This is a genomic window from Agrobacterium tumefaciens (assembly GCF_009649785.1).
In the GTDB taxonomy this organism is placed as follows: domain Bacteria; phylum Pseudomonadota; class Alphaproteobacteria; order Rhizobiales; family Rhizobiaceae; genus Agrobacterium; species Agrobacterium tumefaciens.
Window position 1 is genome coordinate 264758 of record NZ_WJOK01000004.1, and the last position, 22586, is coordinate 287343.

A 22586-nucleotide genomic window follows, 5' to 3' on the forward strand; every position below is an offset into this window, starting at 1 on the left:
ACCGCTTGCCGCATATTTGTCAACAAGTCATCATACAAGTTATATGATGAATTTTGAAAACCGGCGCGCATTAGCGCGCCAGCCAGCCACCATCGACATTGAGGATGGCGCCATGCACGTAGTCGGCCGCCGGCGAGGCGAGGAAAACCGCCGCCCCGGCGATGTCTTCAGAATGCCCCCAGCGGCCTGCCGGGATGCGCTCCAGAATGGCCTTGTTGCGGGCAGCATCCGCCCGCAACGCCTCGGTATTGTTGGTTTCGATGTAACCGGGCGCAATGGCATTGACGTTGATGCCCTTCGCGGCCCACTCATTTGCCAGAAGCTTGGTCAGACCGGCAACGCCATGCTTCGCCGCCGTATAAGACGGCACGCGGATGCCGCCCTGAAACGACAGTAGCGAGGCGATATTGACTACCTTGCCCGGACGACCTTTCGCCAGCAATTCCTTGGCGAAGGCCTGCGTGGTGAAAAACAGCGCCTTGAGATTGACGTCCATCACCTCATCCCAGTCGAGTTCTGAAAACTCCACGGAATCGGCGCGGCGAATGATGCCGGCATTGTTGACGAGAATATCGAAACCGGCGTCGGCAAAGCTGTCCCTGGCGGCGAGTGGATCGGCAAAATCAATCGACAATGCGGCGGCCTTGCCGCCGTTCGTCGCGATCATGTCCAGCGTCTCGTCCGGCGCGCGGCGGGCGGCGCAGACAACTTCCGCGCCGGCCGCGGCGAGGCCGACGGCTATTGCTTGACCAAGCCCCGTATTGGCACCCGTCACCAGCGCCTTACGCCCTTGAAGCGAAAAGGGATTTTTCATTTCAGATCCCCCGGCTGAATGAAGTCCATGTCGGTATAATCGACATTGTCCCCAGCCATGGCCCAGATGAACGTGTAAGAGCCGATGCCAGCGCCGGAATGGATCGACCAGGGCGGAGAAATGGCACCCTCTTCGTTGGAAATGAAGAGATGCCGCGTTTCCTGCGGCTCACCCATCAGGTGCAGAACGCGCGACTTTTCATCCATGCCGAAATAGAGATAGGCCTCCATGCGGCGATCATGAATATGCGACGGAATGGTGTTCCAGACGGAGCCGTCCTCGAGCGTCGTATAGCCGAGCACCAGCTGGCAGCTTTCCATGACCAGCGGGTGGATGAACTGGTTGATTGTGCGCTTGTTGGAGGTCTCGGTCGCACCAAGCTTGACCTCCTTGCTGTCGGCAAGGCTGACGAGCTTTGCCGGCAGGCTGCGATGCGCCGGGCATGAAGTGACGTAGAACCGGCCCGCGCCATCGAAGGTCACCGCACCGCTTCCCGCACCGAGATACAGAACGTCGCCACGATTGAGCGTAAACGTCTCGCCACCAGCGTTGACGGTGCCGGTGTCGCCGATATTGACGATGCCCATCTCGCGCCTGTCAAGGAACGACGGCGTCTTGGTTTCCTCGACCTTGTCCAGCATCAGCGGGGCACCATCAGGCACCGCGCCGCCCATGACGAAACGGTCGTAATGGGTATAGATCAGCCTGATTTCGCCGGAACGGAACATGTCGTTGGCGAGGAAATGCTTGCGAAGCCCATCGGTATCGAGCGTTTTTGCATATTCCGGGTTGACGGCCTGCCTTGTTTCGACGGTCAGCATCAAACTCATCCTTCATGATTGTTGCGTATAGGACATAATATATGTTATCCGCTTTTTGTACGATCTGTATGACAAGGTCAAGAGGAACCTGGGTATCTCGACCACGCCGGAGACGTTGAATGGGGTTTCCCGCAGCCTCGATGATCCGCAGTCCATTCGTTTAGGGAGAATTGCAATGAAACGGCTTCTTGTTACCGGTGCGGCTGGCCAACTCGGCCGCGTCATGCGCAAGCGCCTCGCACCCATGGCCGAGATATTGCGTCTTGCCGATCTTTCGCCGCTCGATCCTGCCGGGCCGAACGAGGAATGCGTGCAATGCGATCTGGCCGACGCCAGCGCCGTCGATGCGATGGTCGCCGATTGTGACGGCATCGTCCATCTTGGCGGCATATCGGTGGAGCGGCCTTTCGAGCAAATCCTTCACGGTAATATCATCGGGCTTTATAACCTCTATGAGGCGGCCCGCGCCCATGGGCAGCCGCGAATCGTCTTCGCCAGCTCCAATCACACGATCGGTTATTATTCCCAGACAGAGCGGCTTGGCCCCAACGTTCCCTTCCGGCCGGACGGTCTTTACGGCGTGTCCAAATGTTTCGGCGAAAGCCTCGCCCGCATGTATTTCGAAAAATTCGGCCAGGAAACGGCGCTGGTCCGTATCGGCTCATGCACGCCGGAACCGCAAAATCACCGTATGTTGTCGACCTGGTTTTCGCAGGATGATTTCGTATCGCTGATCGAGGCGGTTTTCCGCGCGCCGGTGCTCGGCTGCCCGGTCATCTGGGGCACATCGGCCAATGACGCGGGCTGGTGGGACAATTCCCACCTCGGCTGGCTTGGCTGGAAACCGAAGGACAACGCCGAGACTTTCCGGCAGCACATTGCCGAGACAACACCGCAACCAGACCCTAAAGATGCGGTGGCGCGTTTTCAGGGCGGCGTTTTCATCGACAATCCGATCTTCAAGGCGACGTGAAATGCCATTCGGGACCGACAGGCATGATAACCGGTCTTTCCTGCGCGTGCAGCGGGATTGCAAGCCGGACCGCGAATGACGTATCGAGGAATACCGGACGCTAACCTGCACCCTTTTTTAGAACGGCGATGACAATGACAAAAGCGATAACCTCCGAACCGGCAGCTCCGCAAGCCAAGACGCTTGTGGTGAAGGTTTCCGAGGAGCTCCGCAGCCAGATCGCCAAGGGCCGTTATAAGACAGGCGAGCGCCTGCCTTCCGAAGCGCAGATGACGCAGGAATTCGGCGTAAGCCGCACCGTGGTGCGCGAGGCCATCGCCTCACTGAGGTCCGACGGGCTGGTCGAGCCGCGTCAGGGTGCGGGCGTCTTCGTGCTGGAGCCAGCGCCTGTCGAGCGACGGCCGTTCCATAATGTCGATCTTGCCCGCGTCTCGTCCCTGATCGAAATGCTCGAACTGCGCACCGCCGTGGAAGGTGATGCCGCCGGTCTTGCGGCCGTTCGCCGCTCCCCGGCGCAGGAGGAGAAAATCATCGAAGCCTTCGATGCCTTCCGCGCCAGCGCCGCCAAGGGCATTCCGACAGCAGAGGCCGACTTCGCTTTTCACCTGGCTGTTGCCGACGCGACCAATAATCCGCGCTTCAGCGAGTTTCTACAGGTGCTTGGCCCCACGCTCATTCCGCGCCGCGCCGTTGCCGAAAACGGCAAGGAAACCGTGCTTTCGCCCGCTGACCTCAACCGGCTTGTCGGTGAGCACGAAGCGATCCTGATTGCTATACAGGACGGCGACGAAGAGGCGGCAAGAAGCGCCATGCGCCACCACCTGAAAAGCAGTCAGACGCGTTACCGCGCCATGCTGCGCGCGCCGCGCTGAATTTCAAGCTTGAACGACATCGCATGACCGAGGAGAACGACATGCAGCAGCTTCCGACATTCCCCACCGTTTCACCCGACGATGGTGTTGAACGCACCGTGCTTTCCGAAGCGCCGGAGCTGATGGTGGTTTCGTTCCGCTTCAAGACCGGCGCCGAAGGCAAGCTGCACAACCATCCGCATGTGCAATCCACCTATGTCGCCAGCGGCAGCTTCCGCTTTTACCGCGATGGCGAAGCCTACGACCTGCAGAAAGGCGACAGCCTCATCATTCCCGGCCATGTCGAGCACGGCTGCCTCTGCCTGGAAGAGGGCGAGCTGATCGACTGCTTCACCCCGCGCCGCGACGACTTTCTCTGAACCTGGCCGGCCTCAGGCCCGGGACAAATCCCGAAGGGTGCGTGGCAGGCTGTTCACGCACTCTGCCCCTGCTGTAGTAACGAGGAACTGGTCCTCGATCATTAGCGCGCCCAGACCTTCGCCGTAAAACGGCGCTTCAAGTGCCACGACCATGCCCGGAAGAATGACCTCCTCATTGTCATGGGAAAAGAATGGCCATTCCTCGATGCCCACGCCGCCGCCGACGGAATGGCCGAAGTGACCGCGATAATATTCGCTGAATCCGTCTTTGCGCATCGAAGCCAGCATGGCGGCGTGCACCGCACCGAATGTATTGCCGGGACGAATCGCTTCCAGCCCGCTGGCAAAAGCTGCCTCCAGCGCCTTGAAAATATTGGCCGCGAGCGGAGAGACCGGCCCCCATGAAAACGTCCGCGCGCCATCCGACGAATAACCATCGACCAGCGTGCCAACATCGGCCTTGATCAGGGCACCGGGCGCGACGACCGCCGTCATATCCGACAGGACCGGACCAACCGATATATAGTCCCAATGACCGCTCAGCGAAAAACCCGACTTCAGGGCATGCGACTGAGCGCCGGCTTTCCACGCATTGGAAAGCTGGCTGAGCGCCACGCCCGGCCGCACGGCCGCCGCCATCTCGACCAGCCCGGCCTCAGCGCCCGCTGCGGCCCGCCTGAGAAGTTCAATCTCGCGCACGGATTTCACCGCACGCAGACGTTTCAGCACTGTCGAACCATCAACCCAGGTCACAGCGGGCGTCGCCTCACGAAGAGCCGAAAAATCGGCGGCCGGCATGAATTCGAGATCGGCACCGATGCGCGCCGCAGACAGCCCGCGTTCCTGCAGAAGGTCGGCTAGCAAAACAAAGCAGGCGGCGCGATCGAATGTCTCCGGCCTCTGTCCGCCGGAATTGTTTCGGCGATAGGCACCGTCTACCTGCGAGACGTTTTCGACACCCGACATATCGACCATATCGATCCAGATGCGATGCCGGCGCAGATCGACATCAGGCGCGGCCTTCTCGACAAGAGGTGCGGCGTGATCGCTGACGACGGCGGCAAGCCCGGACGCAGCATCGGCTGGCACAAGCGCAATCGCCGACCCCGCCCTGCCCCACATCGTCGCAACACCGGCATGTGCTCCAACCGCATAACGGAAGGCTTCGGGCTGGAAAAGCACCAGCGCATCCATGCCCGCCTCACCCATCAACTGCTGCGCACGGCCTCGATCGATATCGCCCATAAGAACCCCGGTAGATTGTTTCACCCGCCGTGTTTTCAGGCGGGCGCAATTATATCAAGATTCCGATTTATCAGCGGCTGCTGAGAGAAAGAAGCAGGAAAACAAGATAAGGTAGGAGGTTGGGGATAGTCCTCCTATAGAACAGTGCTTTAGCACCACCACAGCATCCGCATTCCGTCACCCTGACGAGGTCCGGGGTCCAGCACGGTCAATCCCTTGATTGCAAAAGGCTCCGGCCACGGCGCTGACACACCGTAGCCGGATGCCGGGTCAAGCCCGGCATGACGCAGGAGAGGTAGCCGACTTAATCGTCCATCCGGAGACCGCGGAAAACCCGCCGCCTCGTGTCGCGTCACGCCTCCAGCCACTTAACCTGCTCAGCCGTCAATTTGATATCCAGCGCAGAAAGGCTGTCCTCCAGTTCGGCAATGGTGCGCGGCCCGATCAGCGGAATGACCGGGAAAGGCTGGGCGATGACATAAGCGAGCGCGATGTGGATCGGATGGCGGCCGAGTTTCCGGGCAAGCTCGATCGCCCGGTCGCGGCGGTCGAAGTTGCGGTCGGAATACCAGACGCGGACGATTTCCTCGTCATCTCGCTTGTCCCGCCCCGCCCGGTCGGTGAAGAAGCCGCGCCCCTGGCTCGACCAGGCGAAATTCGGGATCTGGCGCGATTGGAGCCATGCCTTCCACTCATCGTCCGATGCCGCCACACACCCCGCCCAGATGGGATCGAGCATTTCGGCAAGCGAGAAATTGTTGGAAAGTGCGCCCGGCGCCTGTTTGCCGTTCTCTTGCGCATAGGCGGTGGCCTCGTCCATACGCTCGCGCGTCCAGTTCGATCCCCCGAAAATGCCCCGAATGCGACCACGCCGGACTTCGGCATCCATCGCATCGACAAATTCGCCGACCGGCACGTCGGGATTGTCTCGATGCATGAAATAGACATCGACATAATCCGTCTTCAGCCGCTCCAGCGACTGGTTGAGCTGCTTGGCGATCATGTCCGGATAGCAGAGGGGCGAATGCGCGCCTTTGCCGATCAGCACGATTTCTTCGCGCGGCACGTTGCGGCTGGTGTGCCAGTCACCGAATATGGCTTCCGTCTTGCCGCCGCCATAGACATAAGCCGTATCGAACAGATTGCCGCCCGCCTCATAAAAGGCATCGAGCGTCAGGGACGCGGAGGCGAAATTGGGGAAGAACTCGAAACCGAGCGCAACCACCGAAGCGGGTTTGGTGAGGCCGGGTATCTGCCGCTTCGGAACCGCATTGCCTGCCACAACCTTGCCACCGGCAATATTCGTGATGCGAGAAGTTGCTTTTTCGACGCTGTATTCCAGGCCAACGGCGGCACGCCACTGGTCCATGACACGTAGATTGCCGAGACTGTCGGCCCAGCCCATGCCGGGCGCGCCGAATTCCTGCTTGCCCTGCCTTATCGCCTCACCTGCCGCATCGACTTCGAAGGAATAGAGCCAGCGGTCTTCCGGCAATTCGATGGTTTCGACCTTGTCGCCCCTGAAAATATCGATCCGGCCGGTGCCACCCTTGTGGCCGGCGGCGAACCAGAAATCCTTGACTTCGATGCGGCCTTCCGAACCGATGATGCGCAGCACATTGTCCTGGCTTGCCATGATCGAGCACGAGACTTCGGCAACGATACCGTTCGAAAATTTCAGAACGGCCGAAGCCCATTCATCGACGCCCGACTGGCCGAGATGGGCCGCACCTACAATCTTTTCGGGTTCAGCAAAGGGTTTTGCATCGACTGCACCGGCAATCAGCCGCACCATGGATACGGGATAACCGCCGACATCGAGAATGCCGCCGCCTGCCGTCTCATTGGAAAACAGACGATGATCGGCACGGAAAGACCCCATGTTGAAACCGAAACTGGAGCGGATGATGCGGATATCGCCAACGGCACGGTTCGTGATCAACTCCACCAGTTTTGCCGTCTGCGGATGAAGGCGGTACATATAGGCCTCGCCCGCAAAGACATCAGCCTTTTTCGCTTCGTGGAAAATGGCATCGGCGTCATAGGCGGAAAGCGCGATGGGCTTTTCCACCAGCACGTTTTTGCCCGCACGGATCGCCTTGATCGCCCATTCCGCATGGCCGGTATGGGGCGTGGCGATATAGACGGCGTCGATATGGGGATCGGAAAGCAGCGCATCGTAACCATGGATGATGCGCGCGCCGGGAAAGGCGTCAGCAAGGCCGGGCTTGTCCGGATTGCGGGTGGCGATAGCCTCGAGCTTACCCGTGCGGGAATGGGCAATGCCGTCCGCAAAGGTCTTGGCGATGGTGCCCGGGCCGATAATGCCCCAGCGGATCGGTTGGTCGGTCGTCATGAAATCCTCGTCTTGACTTGCGTGCTTGGGAAAGGGTTCAGCGCAGGCGATTGCCCTGACTGTCGAAAAGAAATGCCTTGCGGGCGGAAAGACCGACCGTCAGCCGGTCACGATTGGCGACGTCTCGCGATTCCGGCCGCTCGATGACAAGTTGCTCACCGCCTTCCGTACGGGCATAGACATAGCTGGTATTGCCGAGGTGCTCGGCGACATCGACGTGAACGGTGAGATCGGCATCGCCCTGCCCGACATCGGCAAAATGTTCGGGCCGGATACCGAGCGAGACCTTGCTTCCCTCATCGAGCCGGTCCTTGATCGGCAGGGTCAGCCGCACGGCAGGATCGCTGTCGAGCGACAGCGTAACGCTTTGTCCACCTGTACCGATGACGGTCGCCTCCAGAAAATTCATCTTCGGCGAACCGACGAAACCGGCAACGAAACGGTTGGCAGGGTCGTCATAAAGATCGAGCGGGGCACCGACCTGTTCGATATTGCCCGCCCTCAAAACCACGATCTTGTCGGCCAGCGTCATCGCCTCGGTCTGGTCGTGGGTGACATAGATCATCGTGGTGCCAAGCTGCTTGTGCAGCCGCGAGATTTCCACCCTCATCTGCACCCGAAGTTCCGCATCGAGGTTCGACAAGGGCTCGTCGAACAGAAAGACCTGCGGTTCGCGCACGATGGCGCGGCCGATGGCGACACGCTGCCGCTGCCCGCCGGAAAGCTGCTTTGGCCGGCGTTCCATCAACTCGTTGATCTGCAGGATTTCGGCGGCGCGGCTGACACGCTTTTCCGTGTCGGCCCTGGGATTACCGTTCATCCTCAGGCCGAAGGACAGGTTTTCGGCAACCGTCATGTGCGGATAAAGCGCATAGGATTGAAACACCATGGCGATGCCGCGATCGGCCGGATCGGCATCGTTGACCGTTCTGCCGCCGATACTGATATCGCCGTCCGATATATCCTCCAGCCCCGCGATCATACGCAGAAGCGTTGATTTGCCACAGCCGGACGGGCCGACGAAGACCACGAACTCGCCATTGGCAATATCGAGATCTGCACCATGGATGACTTTCAGCGCACCGTAGCGCTTGACGACATTCTTGAGCGAAAGTTCCGCCATGCGGTCTCTCCCCTTACTTGACTGCCCCGGCGGAAATGCCGGCGATGAAGTGGCGCTGCAAAGCCACGAAAACGATGAGAATGGGTGCGGTAAGCAGAACTGCACCGGCCATGATGCCGCCCCATGACACTTTGGTGAGCCCGATGAGGGTGCCAAGTGCAACGGGTGCGGTCATCATTTCCGGGCGGGAGTTGATCAGCAGCGGCCAGAGATAATTATTCCAGGAAGCGAGGAAGAGGATGATCGACAGCGCCGCCATGGTGGGGCGCGCCAGTGGCAGGGCAATGCGCAGGAATATCTGCCATTCCTTGACGCCCTCGACCCTTGCCGCATCGAAAAGCTCCGTTGGCATCATGGAAAAGGATTGCCGCATGAACAGCACGCCGAGCGAGTTAAACAGTGGCGGCACGATGAGTGCCACCCAGGTGTTGGCGAGCTTGAATTCGCGCGCAACCATGATGAATTGGGGAATGACGACAACTGCAAAAGGCAAGGTGATGGTGCCGAGAATGATGGCGATCACCACCGAGCGTCCCGCAAAACGATAGCGCGCCAGTGCCCAGCCCGCCATAGAGGTCAGAAACACCGAGAGGACCGTATAGATGACCGCAACGGTGATCGATATGAACATCGCCCGCAGGAAGTTGGTATCCGCCTGAAGGTTTTTGAAGTTCTCGATGAAATTGGTGGACGGGACGAGCACGATGTCGGGGCTGAAAATGCCAAAATCAGGCATTGTCGAGAACACGAGCATCATCCACAGCGGAAATAGCCAGATGAGGGCAAGCGGCGTCAGCGTCGCATGCAGCGCGATCTTCTGCCAGAGAAGCGATCTGGATTTCGATCTCATTTCGGCTCCCTCCCGACCCAGAGATTAAGAAGCGAAATGGCGATGGCGAGCGCCGCCATGGTGTAGGCGATGGCCGAGGCGTAGCCGAAATTGAGCGAAGTGAAGCCCTGCCGGTAAAGGAACAGGCCCAGCGTTTCCGTACCGCCGCCCGGACCACCCCTGTTGGTGATGAGGAAAGGCTCGGCAAAAAGCTGCATGGTGCCGATGACGGACAGGACCACGCAGAAAAGGATGATGGGTTTCAAAAGCGGCAGTGTGATGTGGAAGAACTGCTGCCGCTTGTTCACCTTGTCCAGTGTCGCCGCCTCATAGACATCGCCGGGGATGGATTGCAGGCCGGCCAGAATGATGATGGCGTTATACCCCGCCCAGCGCCATGTTACGGCGATGATGACCAGCGCCATGGCCGCATTGGCATTGTCGAACCACGAGATGGGCGAAAGGCCAACGGAAGTGATGAGCTTGTTGATGATGCCGAAATCGGCACTGAACATCAGCCGGAAGACTGCTGCATAAGCGACTTCTCCGACGACGACGGGTGCGAAGAAGGCAAAACGGTAAAGCGGGCGTACCTTCAACAGTGGCGAGTTCAGAAGTACCGCCATGACGGTCGCAAGCGCGATCATGACAGGCACCTGAATGACCAGAATGATCAGCGTATTGTAGAGCGCGTTATAAAACGCCGGATCGGAGACCAGCCTCCCCCAGTTCATGGAGGGCGCAAACCGCCAGGGATTGATGCGGGTGTTCTGAAACGACAGCATGAACGAGCTGACGATCGGCCAGACCCAGAACGTCGCGAAAATCAGAAGATAGGGCGCAAGGAACGCATAAGCGATCCTGTTCCTTGACGGCATGACGACCTCCAGATGCGATGGTTGGAAAGCTTGGAGAGGCCGGTCCTGCTAAACCGCAAGGCCGGCCATCCGAGAACTTCATTCCGCGACCGGCAGCCCCGTGGCCGTTTCGATCTGCTTTGCGGCATCGTCAAGAGCTGCTTTCGCATCGGGATAACCACCCGCGAAATATTTGGTCTGCGTCGCCTTGTAGATCGCATCTGCATCCGACTGGAACGCGGTACCACGGCTGGGCACGATTTTCGGCAGAGTCGCCAGAATATCGGTCCAGACCGCCTGCCCACCCCAATAGGGCTGCTTTTCCTTGACGAAAGGATCATCGATGGCGGAGAGAAGCGAGGGAACGAGGCCGAAGGACTTCAACATCGTCACCTGCCCCTCATTGGTGGTCAGCGCGTAGTCGATGTACTTCCAGGCGGCTTCCTTTTGCTTGGACGCCGAACTTATCGCCAGCGAAGAGCCACCGAGATTGGCTGCATGCGGACCGTCAGGCGTAAGGCTCGGCATCATATAGACACCCCACTTGCCCGAAAGACCGGGAGAGCCGGAGCGAACCGTGCCTTCATACCAGGCGCCATACATCTGGCTCGCGGCCTTGCCGGCAGTATTGGCCTGAATCTTCTCATCCCAGATTGCAGCCGTGATGATGCCGGCATCCTTCATCTGCTTGATCTTTTCAAGCGTCGCGACACAGGCAGGTTTGTTGATGGTGATGTTCTGGCCGTCGGTCGAAAAGTAACCGCATCCCTGCTCGTTGGCGATCATGCGGAACCACTCGCTGTCGCCGTTGAAATCGGCCTGCGCCATCACGGTGCCCGGATTGGCGGTCATGACCTTCTTGCCAGCCGCGATGAAATCATCCCAGCTTTTGATGGTGGCCGGATCGACAGCAGCCTTTTCGTAGAAATCGCGCCGGTAAAAAACGGCCACCGGACCCGAATCCCAAGGCACCGCATAAGCTACGCCATCGACCTCCAGTTCCGTGCGCTTGAAGTCAGGAAAAAGCGCCTGTTTTTCAGGCGTATAGCCAAGTGCAGTCAAATCCGTGAAACAATCCGGGAACCGGCTCCAGAACAGTTCCGCCTCGAAATTTTCGACCGTTACAATATCCGGGAGGCCGTCGCCACCCGCTGCGCAAGCCGCCAGCGTCTTGTCGAAAACCTGATCGTTTCCAAGGTCTTCAACAACAATCTTGATGTCAGGATTTTGCTTATTGAACCCTTCGACAGTGGACTTAAGCGCCGATGCGGCGACATTCCAGCTCCAGATGGTTACGGTCTCGGATTGCGCCATTACCGGTGCCGCAAGGAGCACCAGAGCCGTCGACGCGCCAAGAAATTTAAAGCACATTGAAAACCTCCCTTTTTTCAATTGCCGTTCTTTAGCGAACATGGGCACATTACCGGCGGCAGGAAATCTGTCTCGTACAAAGGGAACATCGATTTGGCGGAAAGTAAGATTGCCGAAAGAGCCTTCTACCAGCCGGGTGCAAGCAGCATCGAAGGCATGCCGACCACGCTCCAGCTTTTTTACAACCACCCGCCCATCATGCTCAGGCCGCACTGGCATGCGCAGGTGGAGGTGAACTATGTGATGTCGGGATCCGTACATTACCGGATGGGCGACCACGACCTTTCGCTCGATGCCGGCCAGATGTGCATTTTCTGGGGCGGCCAGCCGCACCAGATGGACCGTTCCTCCGATGATTCGATTTATGCGGGCGCGCATCTTCCGCTCGTCCATTTTTTCCGCATGCGGCTGCCGGCTGCGGTTTCCAGCCTGCTGATGGGCGGCGCAACGATGGTGAGTGCGCAGACGGACCGGGCCGACGAGGAAAATTTCGGCCGCTGGTTCCGTTACGTTACGTCGGGTGATCCGGCCAAGGCGCAGCACGCGGTGGAGGAATTGCTGCTGCGGGTGGAGCGCATGTTCCTCGAACCCTATACCGTCATATCCTCCGCCGTCAGCGGCAAACGGGAAGAGAACGACGAGAGCATGGCGCCCTCAATCGGCGTGGTGCGCATGTGCGATTTCATTGCCGCCAATTTTCTAGACGACATCGACGCGACCGAAATTGCCCGCGCCGCCTCGCTTCATCCGAAATATGCGATGAACCTGTTTCGCAAATCCACCGGCATGACGCTGATCAAATACCTGACCTTGCTCAGGCTTTCTCGCGCCCAGGCGATGCTGATGAACGGCAAGGACAATATTCTGCAGATTGCCATGGAAAGTGGCTTCGGCTCCGTCAGCGCCTTCAACAAGGCGTTTCGTCAGATCGCCGGCATGTCGCCTTCCGATTTCCGCCGCGACATGCGCGCGACGGCGGCTTAATTTTCCGCCTCTTCAAAATCGGAGTAGCCGGCACTGCGCTGATCTGCCGCCTTGCGATAGGCGCGGGGCGAATTGCCGAGCATTCGCCGGAACATGGTGGTGAAAGCCGGAATATTTTCATAACCGGCATCCAGCGCCACATTGGTCACCGCCTCGCCCGCGGCAAGCCTTGGCAGAGACGCAAAAATGCAGGCCTGCTGACGCCAGGTGACAAAACTCACCCCCAACTCTTTACGAAATAACCGCGTAAAGGAGCGCCGGCTCATGCCCATGGCGGCGGCCCAGTCATCGATTTCCACTCTGGCCACAGGCTTTTTCAGGAACTCGCGGCAAAGACCGGCAAGACGCGAATTATCGGGAAAGGGTAATCCGAGCGGGCGTTCCGGCAGACGGTTTACCTCATCAAGCAGAAGCGCCCGCACCAGTCCCTGCCGGTGAAAAGCGGCAGGTTGCAACTCCTCGCCCAGCAATTCCGAAATCAGGCTGGAGGCAAGGGCGGTAATTTCCACCACCCTTGGGGCCTCGGCTTGAAACAGATCGGGGTGAACGTAGATTGAATGCATCTCCACCGTTGAGATGATCTCAGCCTCGTGTTTCAGCCCGGCTGGAATGATAAGCCCGTGACCGGGCGGTATCATCCAGCGCCCGGCGGCGGTGCTGACCAGCACGACGCCCTGGCGTGCGCACCATATCTGCACCCGGCCATGGCTGTGGACAGGGGTACGGTGTCCTGTCGGATAGGCACGGTGAAGCGCCAGCACCGGCTCGTTGGTGCCGTCGATCAATTTCAGGCTGCGTTCATGGTCGTCAACCGCCAGACGGGCGGGTTTTAGCGATTTGATTTTTGCCATTTGGCCCATTCACAAAGAAACTCGTCCAGAACACGAAAGCAGGCCAGAAACAATATGAATAAAAGCGGGAAGAAATAAAGACACGTTTCCCGTCTCTCGCGGGGAATCTGGAGAGGATACATCATGGCCACCGTCACCAGCACCGGGTTCAGCCCGCAACGCACGGCGTTTTCAATCATTGCAGCCGCCAGCTTCTGCCACATGCTCAACGACATCATGCAATCGCTGCTGACGTCGCTTTATCCGCTGCTCAAGGCCAATTATGCGCTCGACTTCATGCAGATCGGGCTGCTCACCTTCGCCTTTCAGGTCACGGCATCGCTGTTGCAGCCGGTCGTCGGCATGGTGACCGATCGCTGGCCCATGCCTTTCTCCCTGCCAGTCGCCATGCTCTCCACCTGTGCCGGCCTCATCACGCTCGCATTCGCTCACAGCTTCGAGGTGCTCGTAATCGGCGCCTGCCTGATCGGTGTCGGCTCGGCGATCTTCCATCCGGAGGCGTCCCGCGTTGCCCGTCTGGCATCTGGTGGTCGCCACGGTCTGGCACAGTCCTTCTTCCAGGTTGGTGGCAATACAGGCACGGCCATCGGCCCGCTGCTGGCCGCCTTCATCGTCATCCCGTTCGGTCAAGCCAGCCTCAGCTGGTTCTCACTGATCGCGCTGATGGGCTTTGCCGTCTTGTCCTGGGTCGGCGTCTGGTATACCCGCCACCGCCGCGCGAATGTCGGCAAGGCTCCGGCCAGCCGCGCACTTCCGCTGGCACGCGGCACCGTGATGATGACGCTTGCCGTGCTGGTGGTTTTGACCGCCACCAAGAACGCCTATCTCGCCAGCCTTTCCAGCTATTTCACCTTCTACACCATCGAGAAGTTCGGGCTGGGCGTGCAGGATGCGCAGGTTCTGCTGTTTCTCTTCCTTGGCGCTTCTGCGGCGGGCGTTTTCTTCGGTGGCCCGATCGGCGACCGCTTCGGCTCGCGCGTCGTCATCTGGTTCTCGATCCTCGGCGTCATTCCCTTCGCGCTGATGCTGCCCTATGCGAACCTGTTCTGGACGACCGTTCTCGTCGTCGTCATCGGCTTCGTCTTCTCCTCCGCCTTCTCGGCAATCGTCGTGTTCGCGCAGGAACTGGTACCAGGGCGCGTTGGCCTCATCGCCGGCATGTTCTTCGGTTTCGCCTTTGGCTTCGGTGGCATCGGAGCCGCGGTTCTCGGGATCTATGCGGATAAGGAAGGCATCGAGTTCGTCTATCGCATCTGCTCCTACCTGCCGCTGCTCGGCCTGTTGACCGTGCTTTTGCCAAAGTTGCCAAGCCACCGGTAAAGACCCTTCGCTCTCAAGCGTTTCGTCACGGCAGTCACCTGTGATAATCACGGTGACTGCCGTAATTCGTTGAGCGAAGACCAGCCACATGCAGATACCGATAAAATCGATCCTCGTCTTTCATGCTGCGGCAAGGGCGGGCAGCATTTCGCGGGCGGCGGAAGAGCTGAGCGTTACGCCTTCAGCCGTTTCCCAGCAGATCCAGTTGCTCGAAGGCCAGCTTGGCACGACGCTGATGGCGCGGACCGGCCGCAAGGTGACGCTGACGGAGGCGGGCGAGCGGTACTTCTCGATGATCACCGCACAGATCGAGCAGATCACCGATGCCACCGACAGTATTCGCGGCTTCCGCTCGGTGACCACGCTGACAATCAGGGCAACCCCGACCATTTCCAACAAATGGCTGCTGCCGCGTCTCGGCTCCTTTCTGGAGGAGCATCCCGAACTGGAAGTGCGCCTCGACGGCACCAACGAGCCGACAGATTTTTCGCAGGAGCTTGTCGACATAGAGCTGCGCCATGGCGATGGCCGCTGGCCGGGCCTGTTTGTGGAAGGGCTCGTGGAGGAGGAGTTCCTGCCGGTCTGTTCACCGGACATGCCCGGTGCCGGTACATTCCTGCCTGAAGATTTGCAGAACCAGCGGCTTATCCACTCGGTCAAGGCGCAGGCGCAATGGAACCACTGGTTCCCGCTTTCCGGCGTGACGGCTGAAAAGCGCTGGCGTCGCGTTCTGTTCGATCGTAGCCACATGGCCATCGACGCCGCCGTTCTGGGCATCGGCGTGGCGCTGGAAAGCACGTTGATGATGGAGCAGGAACTGCAACGCGGAATGCTGATCCCGGCCGTGGCCGATGCGCCCCGCATCAAGCTCGTCACGCAATGGATCGTTTGCCCGCATTCCCACCTGCGTCAGAGAAAAGTGACGCTGTTTCTGGAGTGGATGCGAAAACAACGCGACGAGTGGCGTGCCCGTCGCGTTGTCTGATGCTTCAGGCTAAACGTTTCTGCGTCAGTAAAGACCCATCAGCCTGATGGGCCCAAGCGTCAGAGCCGGGAACAGCACCAGGGCCAAGATTGCCGCGACCAGGATGGACATCGGCGCAAGCGAGCCCTTGATCACATCCTCGATGGACATTTTCGCCACCTGCGCCACCGCAAATAGGCATACACCAACCGGAGGTGTGACAAGCCCAAGCGTCAGGGTGATGACCATGACGATCAGGAAGTGGATCGGATCGACCCCAAGCAAGACGGCTGGCGGCATAAGCACCGGGATCATCATGAACATCGCGGCAATCGCATCCATGAACATGCCGACGATGATCAGGAACAGGAAGATCAGAACCATCGCCATGGTCGGGCCGGTGCTGATATGACCAAGGAAAACCGCAACCTGTGCCGGCAAGCCGTCAAAGGTGAAGACCCAAGCCGCCAGTTTCGCCGTCGCCGCGATGAAGAGGATCGAACCGGATGTCCGCGCCGTGTCCATGAAGATGCCGAGTAGCGCCGAAAATGGGATCGTCCGGTAAAGGATGACCGACAGAAACAGCGTGTATACAACGGCAATGCCGGCCGCTTCCGTCGGCGTGAAATAGCCGTCGACAATTCCAATCAGCAGGATCACCGGCGTAAGCATCGGCAGGATGGCCGCAAGACCGGTCGTCACCACACGGCGGACATTGAACGGCGTGGGCGGATTGAACCCGTTTCGCACCGCATAGATGTGATTATACACCATGAACACGAATGCGAGGAACAATCCCGGCACCAGCCCTGCCACGAGCAGGGTTCCGATGGAGGCGTTAGCAACCGAGCCGGCGATGACGATGAGGATCGAAGGCGGGATGATCGAGGAAAGCGTGGAGGTGCAGAGCGTCAGCCCGACGGCATATCCCTTCGGAAAACCGTGACGCTCCATGGCCTTGATTTCGATCGCGCCGATTGAGGCAATATCGGCGACGGACGAACCGGAGACACCGCCGAAAATCACCGACGAGGCGACATTGACATGGCCGAGACCGCCGGGAAGCCAGCCGACAATCGCCTCTGCGAAGTCAAACAGTCGTTCGGCGACCTTGCCCCGTTCCATCAGAACGCCGACGAGAATGAAAAGCGGCACGGCGACGAGAAGGAAAGAGTTCATGCCGGAAAACATGGTTTGCGCCAGAAGGTCCATCGGCATCGACGTATAAAGCGCGATGGAGGCCACACTGGCAAGTCCAAGTGCGACGGCAAGTGGAACGCCGAAGGCGCTCATCAGCAGGAAAAGTCCAAGCAGCGTCAGGCTCATGGCCGTTTCTCCATATTTCCAACGACCAGATCGGCTTCGGCAAGAGGCTGCGAGCCCTGCGGCAGTTCAATGCGATCGCGATGTTGACGCAGGGATTCCACGATGGCGGCAATGCCGAGAGCGGCGCTAAGCGGAATGATGACGCCGATCATCCACATCGGCGTGGCAAGCGTGGCGGCGGCTTCATTCATCACATATTGCTGGCGCACCAGCGTCCAGCCCGTCCAGATCATCAGGCTAAAAAAGACGACCGAGGACAGAACGTAGATGAGCAGCGCGAGGCTGCGGACAAAGGCCGGCATAAGCGCGATGAACACCGTTACCCGCGCCATGTCGGCGGTACGGAAGCTACCCGCCACCCCCAGGAACACCATCCATATGAAAAGATACCGTGTAGCTTCCTCGGTCCACGAGACCGGAGTGCCCCACATTCGGGTCGACACCTGCAGAAGCACGACGGCCAGAACCCCGATAGCGGCCAGACCGGCCAGCACGTCGGTCGCCAATCTGATGACCCTGCCGAAAAATGATGACGTTTCGTCCATAAACCTGTCCTCCCAACCGGACCGACTGCGCGCCGGCCCGGAAGACCTGATTGACTTACTTCTTGCCGACGGCGGTAATGGTCTTGTCAAAGAAAGCCTGATCCTTCACCAGTCCGGCAAAGACGGGATAGAGGCCCTTCGAGACTTCCACGAACGCCCTCTGCTGCTCCAGCGTCAGGCGATTGATCTCCATTCCGTGTTTCTGCAGTTCGGTGATCGTCGCTTCCGCGCTCGAGGCGTCGTTTTGCACCTTCCACACTTCCGCTTCCTTCGCCGCCTCCTCAACGGCCGCCTTATGCGCATCGCTCAGGGCGTTGAACTTGGCGGGGCTGATTCCCAGAACCCAGCCGTCACCCATATGGTTGGTGATCGAGACGTATTTCTGCACCTCGTAGAATTTCGCCGACAATGGGACGTTGATAGGGTTTTCCTGCCCGTCGACGACCTTCAACTGCAAGGCGTTATAAACCTCGGCAAAGGCGAGCGGCGTCGGTGCGGCGCCCATCTTCTTGAAGAATTCCACCCAGAGCGGATTGTTGGGAACGCGGAACTTCAAACCCTTGAGATCATCCGGCGAGGTTATCGGGCGCTTGGAATTGGTCATCTGGCGGAAGGGGCGCGGCCACAGATCCACCGCCTTGATGCCGATCTTTTCTAGTCCGGCAATCAACTCCTTGCCCTGCTCACCTTCCAGATAGGTGCGAAGCTGTTCTTCATCGTCAAAAAGATAGGGAATGGAAATCGCCGAAAAACGCGGGTCGAAATTCGCATAAAGCGATGTCGCCAGAAGCAGCATGTCGAGCGATCCGCCCGCCAGCTGCTTGACGGCGCCCGATGGATCACCGCCGTAAAGCGAGCCGTTCGCGAAGACCTTGACGGTGACTTCGCCATTTGTCTTGGCGGACACCAGCTCGGCGAACTTGTTGGCCGCGAGCGTAATTTCGGAATTGTCCGGATCCGGCGTCGAAAGCGTGAGCGTTTCCGCCTGTGCGATCGATGCAACCAGCATGGTGGCGGCGAGAGCCAGCCCGTAAAGTTTTGAAATTTTCATGTGTTCCTCCCGTTGTTGTCTCTAAACAGTTTCGAGCGTTCCTCCGAACGCATTCATGCGTTTAACTTCAAGGATCACACCGCTGTGATCAAGCTCGCCCGCGCCATGCTCGACCATGGAGCGGAACAGCCGGTCAACCTCCTCGCCGACCGGTAATTTCAGGCCACGGCTCTTGGCGAAAGCCAGCGCCGTGGACGTATCCTTCAGCTGATATTTCGCCGGCCCGCCGGGGTGGAAATCGCCTTCCACCATGCGTTTGCCGTGCTGGCGGAAGACGGTGGACTCGGCAAAACCGCCAAGCAAAGCCTGGCGCACCTGCGCCGGGTCGGCTCCCCCCGCTTCAACCAGCGTCAAAGCTTCCGCTACGGCGCAGATCGTCGAGGCGACGATCAGCTGGTTGGCCAGCTTGGCCAATGAACCGCAGCCCACCGGACCGACATGGGTGACGCGGCCGAGGCAATTGAGGAGTGGCCGCAATGCGTCCACATCCCGCTGCTCACCGCCGGCCATGATGGCGAGCGTTCCCTCAGTCGCCCCCTTTTCACCGCCGGAAACCGGTGCGTCGACATAAGCGACGCCATGAGCCTTTGCCGCCTCCGCCTGTTCCCGTGCGCTGTCGACGGGAATGGAACTCATTACAAGAAGGAACGCGCCGGGTTTCATCGCTGAAATGACACCCGACGCCCCGAGCAGAACCTCGTCGCAGACCGGGCCTGAACTCAGCATGCAAAGCACGACATCCGCCTGCGCCACCGCCGCGCCAGCTGTCGCAACCGGCTCAACACCTTTTTCAACCAGAATGGAGACTTTTTCAGCGCTGCGGTTCCAGGCCCTGACCGGGAAACCGGCCTCAGCCAGACGCGCCGCCATGGGTGCACCCATGATGCCCGTTCCGATGACAGCGATTTCGCGGATGTCCTGCATTTTTTCCATCCTTCAAAGCCATTGCCGGTTGAGGAAACGCACCGGCAACTCTTCTTCGATGAGGGCGGGAAACGCCTCGCGAAACCGGTCGAGATGGGGTGTTTTCAGATGATCGTCGAAAGCCTGTCTGTCGTCATAGACCTCGTAGAACACCACATTGTTTCCCGTCTCCGGCCGCACCACATCGAATTGCCGGCAACCCGGTTCATCCTGAACCGAATGGGTGGCATCATCTTGCGCTGCGTTAAGAAAGGCATCCATCGCATCAGGCTTGACCCGGAATTCCGCGATTACCACGAAAGCTCCATTCGGCATGTCCCGTTCTCCGTCCATCACGCCGCAGCATCTTTTTGCGGACGGAACTGGTTTTCCATGTCTTGGCGAAGCTTCACCACATCCAGGTCGCGCACCAGTTCCACATCGTCGAAGCTGACGATCTGGTCCTTCTTGATGGCGCGCTTCAGCTTGACATTATGGGCAAGGCCGATCGGCAGCGCCTTGATGTCGAGGCTGCGGGTGGCAGGGATGGCATTGGCCCAAACCGCGTAACCGCCCTCGCCATCAAGCATTTCGCCGGGCTGCATGTCCTTCTTGGCCGTCGCGACCGCATCGCCGCGGAACTCCTTCGAGCAACCGGTGGCCTCATTGCGCAGTACGGCCGAAAGCACGCTTATCGAAGTTTCGAGACCGATGATGTGGAACGGACGCCACATAGAGGCGTACCAGCCCGAAGGATCGGTCAGCAGTCCATATTGCTTGAAGCAGGCGCGGGCATATTCGTTATGCGCCTTGAAGGTGACGAAAACGCCGTAACGGATGTTATTAAACACCTCGCGACCATCCGGCTCCTGGCTTGCGGCAATATCCACGAGACCGGAACGCGACATGCGGCCGCCATCGGCAGCAGGGCGAAAGACGCGGGCGAGATCATGCAGGCCTGCGGGCGGGAAGGCCAGACCGTCATCCGGGCAATCCAGCCCCGTGCCGTTTGCGACCGCCGCCATTTCGATGGCCGCCTTGGTGCCGTCGGTAAATGAATTGTACATTTTCGGATTGAAGTCGCCCTTGGCCACTTCCTCGTCAGTCCAGCCGAAGTAGCTCCAGACCGTATCAGGCGTCGAATACCGGTAACGCGGCTCGAAATTCATCCCCTTGCCGGCGGAAACGACCTCGAAGCCGGTGGCGCGTGCCCAATCGACCAATTCGCAGATCAGGGCCGGCTGGTCACCGTAAGCCATGGAGTAGATAAGACCCTTGGCCCTCGCCTTTTCGGCCAGGATCGGCCCGACCATCACATCGGCTTCCACATTGACCATGACGACATGTTTGTTGTGGTCGATGGCTCCGAGCGCATGGCGCGCGCCAGCCAGCGGATGGCCGGTCGCCTCGATCACGCATTCAATCTCGCCGCAGGCGAACAGTTCGTTCACATCGTCGGTCACATAGGTCTTGCCGCTCTTCAGCGCATCGGCGCAGCTCGTCGCGTCATAACGCTCCTTCGGCCAGCCGACGCGGTCAAACGATTCCCGCGCCTTGCCGACATTGAGATCAGCGACGGCGACCATGTGGAAACCGGCGATGCGCTGCGCCTGCGCCAGAACCATGGAACCGAACTTGCCGGCACCGATGAGACCCACCCTGACGGGCTTGCCACCGGCTGCGCGCTGCGACAGAAGAGAATAGAGATTCATGTTTTGACATCCTTCGCTGGGGAAATTGCTGGCGAGAGTGCCCAGTCAGCCCGGCGAAGGCCATGCGATACCGAGGCTACGAAGGGTTAACCCTCGCGGCACCGAAGACATGACGTTTCTGCGTTCCTCCCGGATCCCGGCACACACTTGCGCCGGCTCCCGCGGTCGCCTCCCAAAGCAACCCTGGGAACAGAGTAGGAGCGTTCAAATATTAGTTCTATTTAGAAAAACAGATTTTTCTTTTAATTTTTCTAACAAACTATCAAGCCGATTTGCGCAGCATCAGATCGGCACTGAGGAGAATGCGCTCGCGCATCCGTGTCGTGTCATCCGCCTCCTCGTTCAACTTCTGCAGCAGAAGTTCGATCGATAGCCTGCCGATCTCGTTGTAATTTTGCGCCACCGTAGTAATCGGCGGGCAGGCATAACGCGAAAGCGGATGATCGTCATGGCCGGCTACCCTGAGATCGTAATCCGTGCCATGGCCGACCCTGATGCCCTTCTGGAAGGCGGCGGCGATGACGCCGAAGGCGATACGGTCATTGGCGCATAAAATAGTGCGGGAGGGCAAATGCCCTGCCCCATCCAGTAACCGGGTCGCTTCATCAAAGGCGAAACGCTCGAAATCCCAGGTTACGGTGCCGGGAACACCGATGACATGCGGCTCGAAACCAAGACGCTGCATCGCCTCCTCATAGGCCGTGCGGCGCGTTGCGGCGTTGGTATTGACCTGCGGCATGTCGAAGAAACAGGGCGGCTCGCCCGAACGGCAGAGATAATCCACCATCAGCCCGACGCTCTGGCGGTTGTCGGTGCCGACGAAGGCCGAGGTTTCGTCGAGTGGAGAATCGACATAGACGATCGGTATGCTGGCCGCCAGCTGCTCTAGCGTGGCGCGATGGGACTTGACGCCGAGCGGAGCGATGATGGCGCCCGCGACATTCATCGACTTGAAGGTGCGGATGGCCCGATCCTCGATTTCCGCCTTGCCGTCGGACGACAGCACGAAGGCAAGGAACCCCGCCTCGTTGGCGATGAGTTCGATACGGCTCGTCAGCGCCATGTAGAACGGGTCGGTTGAGTTGGGAATGATGATGCCGATGATATTGGAGCGGCGGCGGTTGAGGTTGACGGCGAAGATATTCGGTCGGAAGCCCGACTTCTTCAGCGCATCCTCGATGGCATCCCGCGTCTTCTTGCGGACCGAGGCCGGATCATTGAAGTATTTCGAAACAGTCGGGCGGGAAAGGCCGACGAATTCCGAGAACTCTTCCATCGTCCTGATAGATTTGGCCAAAGTGCTTGCCCCC

At 59.3% G+C, this 22586-nt stretch carries 22 protein-coding genes; 6 read left to right on the forward strand and 16 right to left on the reverse strand.

Features of this window, described 5'->3' with window-relative positions; genetic code table 11:
• Window positions 1-70: 70 nt before the first annotated feature.
• On the reverse strand, window positions 71-814 hold the full coding sequence (kduD, locus tag GH784_RS06505; protein WP_111828461.1) for a 2-dehydro-3-deoxy-D-gluconate 5-dehydrogenase KduD: 744 nt from the start codon (window positions 812-814) through the stop codon (window positions 71-73).
• On the reverse strand, window positions 811-1635 hold the full coding sequence (kduI, locus tag GH784_RS06510) for a 5-dehydro-4-deoxy-D-glucuronate isomerase (protein ID WP_153793280.1): 825 nt from the start codon (window positions 1633-1635) through the stop codon (window positions 811-813). The genes kduD and kduI overlap by 4 nt, the downstream gene beginning before the upstream one ends.
• A 175-nt stretch (window positions 1636-1810) precedes the next feature.
• Here kduI and GH784_RS06515 point away from each other — a divergent pair, with 175 nt between their 5' ends.
• From GH784_RS06515 to GH784_RS06525, 3 genes are all read left to right on the forward strand, one after another.
• Entirely contained in the window at window positions 1811-2608 is a 798-nt protein-coding gene (locus tag GH784_RS06515; protein ID WP_153793281.1) for an NAD-dependent epimerase/dehydratase family protein, read from the forward strand.
• Between the two features lie 134 nt (window positions 2609-2742).
• A complete protein-coding gene (locus GH784_RS06520) occupies window positions 2743-3480 on the forward strand; it encodes a FadR/GntR family transcriptional regulator (protein WP_003517927.1) in 738 nt (245 codons plus the stop codon).
• 41 nt (window positions 3481-3521) lie between these two features.
• Window positions 3522-3839, forward strand: coding sequence for a cupin domain-containing protein (locus tag GH784_RS06525; protein WP_003517929.1), 318 nt, complete (start codon window positions 3522-3524; stop codon window positions 3837-3839).
• Window positions 3840-3851: 12 nt separating this feature from the next.
• On the opposite strand, the gene GH784_RS06530 is transcribed toward GH784_RS06525, so the two are convergent.
• The 6 genes from GH784_RS06530 to GH784_RS06555 form a co-directional block, all read right to left on the reverse strand.
• Window positions 3852-5084 carry a M24 family metallopeptidase gene (locus tag GH784_RS06530; RefSeq protein ID WP_111828462.1) on the reverse strand — a complete coding sequence of 411 codons (1233 nt, stop codon included), beginning with the start codon at window positions 5082-5084 and terminating at the stop codon, window positions 3852-3854.
• A gap of 352 nt (window positions 5085-5436) precedes the next feature.
• Window positions 5437-7440: an aldo/keto reductase gene (locus tag GH784_RS06535; RefSeq protein WP_153793282.1), complete on the reverse strand. Its 2004-nt coding sequence runs from the start codon at window positions 7438-7440 to the stop codon at window positions 5437-5439.
• Window positions 7441-7477: 37 nt separating this feature from the next.
• A complete protein-coding gene (locus GH784_RS06540; protein WP_153793283.1) occupies window positions 7478-8563 on the reverse strand; it encodes an ABC transporter ATP-binding protein in 1086 nt (361 codons plus the stop codon).
• Window positions 8564-8576: 13 nt separating this feature from the next.
• A complete protein-coding gene (locus GH784_RS06545) occupies window positions 8577-9413 on the reverse strand; it encodes a carbohydrate ABC transporter permease (RefSeq protein WP_153793284.1) in 837 nt (278 codons plus the stop codon).
• The gene (locus GH784_RS06550; protein ID WP_013761426.1) at window positions 9410-10270 is read right to left on the reverse strand and encodes a carbohydrate ABC transporter permease; all 861 of its coding nucleotides are present in this window, start codon (window positions 10268-10270) and stop codon (window positions 9410-9412) included. Before GH784_RS06550 ends, GH784_RS06545 begins: the two co-directional genes overlap by 4 nt.
• A gap of 78 nt (window positions 10271-10348) precedes the next feature.
• The gene (locus GH784_RS06555) at window positions 10349-11620 is read right to left on the reverse strand and encodes an ABC transporter substrate-binding protein (protein WP_153793285.1); all 1272 of its coding nucleotides are present in this window, start codon (window positions 11618-11620) and stop codon (window positions 10349-10351) included.
• 93 nt (window positions 11621-11713) lie between these two features.
• Here GH784_RS06555 and GH784_RS06560 point away from each other — a divergent pair, with 93 nt between their 5' ends.
• Complete coding sequence (locus tag GH784_RS06560) at window positions 11714-12604, forward strand: helix-turn-helix domain-containing protein (RefSeq protein ID WP_013761428.1); 891 nt, start codon at window positions 11714-11716, stop codon at window positions 12602-12604.
• Here GH784_RS06560 and GH784_RS06565 read toward each other — a convergent pair.
• On the reverse strand, window positions 12601-13455 hold the full coding sequence (locus GH784_RS06565) for an AraC family transcriptional regulator (RefSeq protein ID WP_113291887.1): 855 nt from the start codon (window positions 13453-13455) through the stop codon (window positions 12601-12603). The genes GH784_RS06560 and GH784_RS06565 overlap by 4 nt on opposite strands.
• A gap of 123 nt (window positions 13456-13578) precedes the next feature.
• On the opposite strand from GH784_RS06565, the gene GH784_RS06570 reads away from it, so the two are divergent.
• Together GH784_RS06570 and GH784_RS06575 are read left to right on the forward strand one after the other, a co-directional pair.
• On the forward strand, window positions 13579-14775 hold the full coding sequence (locus GH784_RS06570) for an MFS transporter (RefSeq protein ID WP_003517947.1): 1197 nt from the start codon (window positions 13579-13581) through the stop codon (window positions 14773-14775).
• Window positions 14776-14863: 88 nt separating this feature from the next.
• Window positions 14864-15760 (forward strand): LysR substrate-binding domain-containing protein, encoded by an 897-nt coding sequence (locus GH784_RS06575; protein WP_111804076.1) that lies wholly within the window; start codon window positions 14864-14866, stop codon window positions 15758-15760.
• Window positions 15761-15784: 24 nt separating this feature from the next.
• Here the strand turns inward: GH784_RS06575 and GH784_RS06580 are convergent, their stop codons facing one another.
• The 7 genes from GH784_RS06580 to GH784_RS06610 form a co-directional block, all read right to left on the reverse strand.
• The gene (locus GH784_RS06580) at window positions 15785-17065 is read right to left on the reverse strand and encodes a TRAP transporter large permease (protein ID WP_153793286.1); all 1281 of its coding nucleotides are present in this window, start codon (window positions 17063-17065) and stop codon (window positions 15785-15787) included.
• Window positions 17062-17610, reverse strand: a complete 549-nt coding sequence (locus tag GH784_RS06585; protein ID WP_065705271.1) for a TRAP transporter small permease — start codon at window positions 17608-17610, stop codon at window positions 17062-17064. Before GH784_RS06585 ends, GH784_RS06580 begins: the two co-directional genes overlap by 4 nt.
• Window positions 17611-17665: 55 nt before the next feature.
• Window positions 17666-18661 (reverse strand): DctP family TRAP transporter solute-binding subunit, encoded by a 996-nt coding sequence (locus GH784_RS06590; RefSeq protein WP_065705269.1) that lies wholly within the window; start codon window positions 18659-18661, stop codon window positions 17666-17668.
• A gap of 21 nt (window positions 18662-18682) precedes the next feature.
• Entirely contained in the window at window positions 18683-19585 is a 903-nt protein-coding gene (locus tag GH784_RS06595; protein ID WP_065705267.1) for an NAD(P)-dependent oxidoreductase, read from the reverse strand.
• Window positions 19586-19597: 12 nt separating this feature from the next.
• Window positions 19598-19900, reverse strand: a complete 303-nt coding sequence (locus GH784_RS06600; RefSeq protein ID WP_065705507.1) for a putative quinol monooxygenase — start codon at window positions 19898-19900, stop codon at window positions 19598-19600.
• 17 nt (window positions 19901-19917) lie between these two features.
• Entirely contained in the window at window positions 19918-21276 is a 1359-nt protein-coding gene (locus GH784_RS06605) for an NAD(P)H-dependent oxidoreductase (protein ID WP_153793287.1), read from the reverse strand.
• 262 nt (window positions 21277-21538) lie between these two features.
• The gene (locus GH784_RS06610) at window positions 21539-22552 is read right to left on the reverse strand and encodes a LacI family DNA-binding transcriptional regulator (RefSeq protein ID WP_019566487.1); all 1014 of its coding nucleotides are present in this window, start codon (window positions 22550-22552) and stop codon (window positions 21539-21541) included.
• Between the last annotated feature and the right edge of the window lie 34 nt (window positions 22553-22586).

What these genes read in the sequence shown, in the direction of transcription:
- kduD (WP_111828461.1), bottom strand. Translation starts at nt 814, where the DNA reads ATGAAAAATCCCTTTTCGCTTCAAGGGCGTAAGGCGCTGGTGACGGGT.
- kduI (WP_153793280.1), bottom strand. Translation starts at nt 1,635, where the DNA reads ATGCTGACCGTCGAAACAAGGCAGGCCGTCAACCCGGAATATGCAAAA.
- GH784_RS06515 (WP_153793281.1), top strand. Translation starts at nt 1,811, where the DNA reads ATGAAACGGCTTCTTGTTACCGGTGCGGCTGGCCAACTCGGCCGCGTC.
- GH784_RS06520 (WP_003517927.1), top strand. Translation starts at nt 2,743, where the DNA reads ATGACAAAAGCGATAACCTCCGAACCGGCAGCTCCGCAAGCCAAGACG.
- GH784_RS06525 (WP_003517929.1), top strand. Translation starts at nt 3,522, where the DNA reads ATGCAGCAGCTTCCGACATTCCCCACCGTTTCACCCGACGATGGTGTT.
- GH784_RS06530 (WP_111828462.1), bottom strand. Translation starts at nt 5,084, where the DNA reads ATGGGCGATATCGATCGAGGCCGTGCGCAGCAGTTGATGGGTGAGGCG.
- GH784_RS06535 (WP_153793282.1), bottom strand. Translation starts at nt 7,440, where the DNA reads ATGACGACCGACCAACCGATCCGCTGGGGCATTATCGGCCCGGGCACC.
- GH784_RS06540 (WP_153793283.1), bottom strand. Translation starts at nt 8,563, where the DNA reads ATGGCGGAACTTTCGCTCAAGAATGTCGTCAAGCGCTACGGTGCGCTG.
- GH784_RS06545 (WP_153793284.1), bottom strand. Translation starts at nt 9,413, where the DNA reads ATGAGATCGAAATCCAGATCGCTTCTCTGGCAGAAGATCGCGCTGCAT.
- GH784_RS06550 (WP_013761426.1), bottom strand. Translation starts at nt 10,270, where the DNA reads ATGCCGTCAAGGAACAGGATCGCTTATGCGTTCCTTGCGCCCTATCTT.
- GH784_RS06555 (WP_153793285.1), bottom strand. Translation starts at nt 11,620, where the DNA reads ATGTGCTTTAAATTTCTTGGCGCGTCGACGGCTCTGGTGCTCCTTGCG.
- GH784_RS06565 (WP_113291887.1), bottom strand. Translation starts at nt 13,455, where the DNA reads ATGGCAAAAATCAAATCGCTAAAACCCGCCCGTCTGGCGGTTGACGAC.
- GH784_RS06570 (WP_003517947.1), top strand. Translation starts at nt 13,579, where the DNA reads ATGGCCACCGTCACCAGCACCGGGTTCAGCCCGCAACGCACGGCGTTT.
- GH784_RS06575 (WP_111804076.1), top strand. Translation starts at nt 14,864, where the DNA reads ATGCAGATACCGATAAAATCGATCCTCGTCTTTCATGCTGCGGCAAGG.
- GH784_RS06580 (WP_153793286.1), bottom strand. Translation starts at nt 17,065, where the DNA reads ATGAGCCTGACGCTGCTTGGACTTTTCCTGCTGATGAGCGCCTTCGGC.
- GH784_RS06585 (WP_065705271.1), bottom strand. Translation starts at nt 17,610, where the DNA reads ATGGACGAAACGTCATCATTTTTCGGCAGGGTCATCAGATTGGCGACC.
- GH784_RS06590 (WP_065705269.1), bottom strand. Translation starts at nt 18,661, where the DNA reads ATGAAAATTTCAAAACTTTACGGGCTGGCTCTCGCCGCCACCATGCTG.
- GH784_RS06595 (WP_065705267.1), bottom strand. Translation starts at nt 19,585, where the DNA reads ATGCAGGACATCCGCGAAATCGCTGTCATCGGAACGGGCATCATGGGT.
- GH784_RS06600 (WP_065705507.1), bottom strand. Translation starts at nt 19,900, where the DNA reads ATGCCGAATGGAGCTTTCGTGGTAATCGCGGAATTCCGGGTCAAGCCT.
- GH784_RS06605 (WP_153793287.1), bottom strand. Translation starts at nt 21,276, where the DNA reads ATGAATCTCTATTCTCTTCTGTCGCAGCGCGCAGCCGGTGGCAAGCCC.
- GH784_RS06610 (WP_019566487.1), bottom strand. Translation starts at nt 22,552, where the DNA reads ATGGAAGAGTTCTCGGAATTCGTCGGCCTTTCCCGCCCGACTGTTTCG.